Consider the following 3189-nt stretch of genomic DNA (forward strand, 5'->3'; position numbering starts at 1 on the left):
GCCGGCGGGACCGGTGGCAGGGCGAGGCCGGGCGCCGCCTCGTCCGGCTTCGGCCACGCCCCCAGCGTGGCCTGCAATCGGCTAGCGAGTTCCTCGGGATTGAAATGCCCCACCACCGCCAGGATGCAGCGGTCCGGGCGGACGTGCCGGCGGTAGAACTGCCGGACGTCGGTGTGGCCGATGATGGGCAGGGAGGCCTCCGTGCCCAAGACGGAACGCCCGAGCGGGTGTTCGCCGAAGTATGCCCGGCGGCCGTAGAGGGCGATGACCTCGCCGGGCTCGTCCTTGATGGCGCGCACCTGCTCCAGCTGCCGGTTGCGTTCCTTGATGAACTCCTCTTCGGCCAGCAGCGGCGCGGTCAGGCTGCCCGCGAGGATCTCCAGCAGGCGCGGCAGGTGCTCGGCGAGGCACCGCCCGCTGAGCCGGATGTGCTCGGCGTCGGTCTCGACTTCGAGTGCGGCGCCCAGGAAGTCGAGCTCCTCGGCCAGGGCGTCGGCGTTCAGGCCGGCGGTCCCCCGGAGCAGCAGCCGCCCCGTCAACTCAGCCAGGCCGCCCCGGTCGGCCGGTTCGAAGGCGGTGCCGGCGCCGACGAGCAGGCAGGAGACGTGCACCACCGGCAGGGAATCGTCGCGGTGGATGAGCACCATCAGTCCGTTGTCCAGCCGCTGCTCCGCCGGGGGGTGCAGCTGGAAGCCATTGGCCGCGGCGAACGCGGCCAGCGCCAGAATCAGCCATCCGGTGAGGGTCGTTCTGTGGTTCATGGCGGTCTACTCCGGTTGGAGCACGGCCAACGTGGCCGCTCGGGGATTGAGATACTTCCGGGCCACCGCCTGAATCTGTTCGTGGGGAACGGACCGGTACCGTTCAGCCAGGGTGAACAGGTTGCGCCAGCCGCCGTGGTAGATCTCGGCCAAGCCCAGTTGCAGGGCCTTGCCGCTGATGCTGTCGAGGCCGTCGTAGAAGGCGGCCCGCCGCATGTTGAGCGCCTTCTGGTACTCGCGGGCCGACACGCCTTCGCGGCGCACCCGCTCCAATTCCTCCCAGATCACGGTTTCGATCCGGACCGGGTCGGCGCCCGCCACCGGCTTGACGTCAACGATGAACAGGTTGGGATCGAGGTTGTCCGGCATGCCGCCCGTCACGGCGGTGGCCAGCTTTTCCTCGCGGACCAGGCGACGGTACAGGCGGGAGCTCTCCCCCTCCAGCAGGATGTTGTCCAGCAGCTGCAGGGCGAAGTAGTCGGCGTCGCCTGTCCCCGGCACCAAAAAGGCCAGTTTGAAGAGCGGCGTCATGGCCTGGCGGCGGAGCAGCACGCGCTTGGCGGCCACCGCCTCGGGTTCCCGCGTGGTCACCGGCGGCGGCTCGGGGCTGGCGGGGATATCGCCGTAATGCCGGCGGACCAGCTCCAGCGCGGCCGTCGGCTCGAAATCGCCCACCACCACCAGCACGGCGTTGTTGGGCGCGTAATACAGGCGGAAGTAGTCCATGACCTCGGGACGCCGCCAGCTCAGGATGTCGCTCATCCAGCCGATCACGCCCCAGTGGTACGGATGGGCGGCGATGGCCGTGGAGCGGAGCAGCTCGTCGAGCAGGCCGTCGTTGCTGTTCTCCACCGCCATGCGGCGCTCCGAGGCGACCACGCCCCGCTCCGATTCGAAGACCTCGGGCACGAAGCTGATGCCCCGCATCCGGTCGGCTTCCATGGCCACCATCTCCGCCAGGCCGCCGGCCGGGAACCAGTCGGTGTAGGCGGTGATGTCCTCGCTGGTAAACGCGTTGTTGCTGCCGCCCAGCCCTTCCATCCGCCGGTCGAATTCACCGGGGCCGATCGCGGCGGTGCCGTTGAACATCATGTGCTCGATGAAATGGGACACTCCGGTCAGGCCGGGCCGCTCGTTGCGGGAGCCCACCCGAAAGAAGGTGTAATAGGCGATGTTGGGAATCGAGGCGTCGCGCACCAACAGGACCTTCAGGCCGTTGTCGAGGCGGTGTTCCTGCACGTCCGCCGGGCCGAAGGCGCCGGCGGCCGGCAGCGCGGCCGCGATCAGGATCAGGCCAAGGATCAGGGTTCGGATGTGCTGCATGGTAGCCCCCGCAGTCGGGTTGAAAGCCGCCCATTGTAGTCCGGGCCGCCCGGGAAGACAAGCGTTTCTCGCGGCGTCGGACGCCCCGGGTCAGTCCACCCGGAACGGCGACCGCCGGCCGAGAAAAAAGCGGAAGGCCGCCGCCAGGTTGTGCTGGAGGTCGGGCTTGGAGCCGAGCAGCACCAGGGCGTCGCGCCAGGCGAAGGTCTCTCCTTCGAGCCGGGTCAGCCGCTCGGCGCCGACTGCGGCCGCCGCCAGCGCCTCGTCCACCATGGGCGCCATCTTGTCGCCGAGGCGCAGGTGGGTGTCCTCGATGATCAGGGCGTAGCGCGGCTGCAGGGCGAAGAGTCGGCCGATGCAGGCGTCGATCTCCCCCTGGTGGATGTGCTTCGGCGGCGACGACTTAATCTCCCCCACCAGCAGGCCGCCTTCCAGGAGCGCCACCAGGTCCAGGTCGCCGCTCACCGGCGAATTCCTGAGCCGGACCCCCCGCAGGGCGGGCAAGGTGAACTCGCGGTACAGCATCTCCTCGACGAACCACTCGAAGAGCCCGCCCATGTTTTCGGCCAGCTCCGCCCGGATGCGCGCCGCCCCGCCCGGCCCGAAGATCGCGGTCATCTCGGCGGCGTACTCGGCGGCTTTCTCGGCGGTGTAGAAGCGGCGGCCGCGCAGCACGCGCGCCTCGTCCTTGAGGAGGTAGTCGCGCAGGAAGAGGCGGAAGGAGTACCGCTTCAACAGCGTGTAAAAGCGGTCCCGGCGCGGCCGGGACAGCCGGTCCGCAGCTGGCGGTTCGCCGGCCGAAGACTCGCCGGCGAAGTCGAAACCCCGCCGCCGCAGGCTGTCGCGAACCGCCTGCCGGCCCGCCTCGCGCTCATGGTCCGTTCGTGTTCCCATGGCGGTCATTATGCCATAATCCGGCCGGTTTCATGGGCGCGGGGTTTATAGTTGATGGTTAATGGTTAATTGTGGAATAGCATCACATCGTGCACAACTTTTCTCATGACCGATGTTCACTAACATCGTGCACAACTCCCCCCGAGGGGGGAGTTGTTAAGGGTGGCCGAATAGCATCACATCGTGCACACATTCACGATCTGATGTATCC

The 3189-nt window shown here is 68.2% G+C and carries 3 protein-coding genes; all 3 read right to left on the minus strand.

Features of this window, described 5'->3' with window-relative positions; translation table 11 throughout:
* Nucleotides 1–761: insulinase family protein (locus tag GX414_00885; GenBank protein NLI45640.1), on the minus strand; the 761-nt coding region annotated here is incomplete at its 3' end.
* A 6-nt stretch (nt 762–767) separates the two neighbouring features.
* Complete coding sequence (locus GX414_00890) at nt 768–2084, minus strand: insulinase family protein (GenBank protein ID NLI45641.1); 1317 nt, start codon at nt 2082–2084, stop codon at nt 768–770.
* Between the two features lie 90 nt (nt 2085–2174).
* The gene (locus GX414_00895; protein ID NLI45642.1) at nt 2175–2978 is read right to left on the minus strand and encodes a hypothetical protein; all 804 of its coding nucleotides are present in this window, start codon (nt 2976–2978) and stop codon (nt 2175–2177) included.
* Between the last annotated feature and the right edge of the window lie 211 nt (nt 2979–3189).

This window comes from Acidobacteriota bacterium (assembly GCA_012517875.1).
In the GTDB taxonomy this organism is placed as follows: Bacteria; Acidobacteriota; JAAYUB01; order JAAYUB01; family JAAYUB01; genus JAAYUB01.

Excerpts from the sequence above, each read along its gene's own strand:
- GX414_00890 (NLI45641.1), bottom strand. The coding sequence starts at position 2,084 with ATGCAGCACATCCGAACCCTGATCCTTGGCCTGATCCTGATCGCGGCC.
- GX414_00895 (NLI45642.1), bottom strand. The coding sequence starts at position 2,978 with ATGGGAACACGAACGGACCATGAGCGCGAGGCGGGCCGGCAGGCGGTT.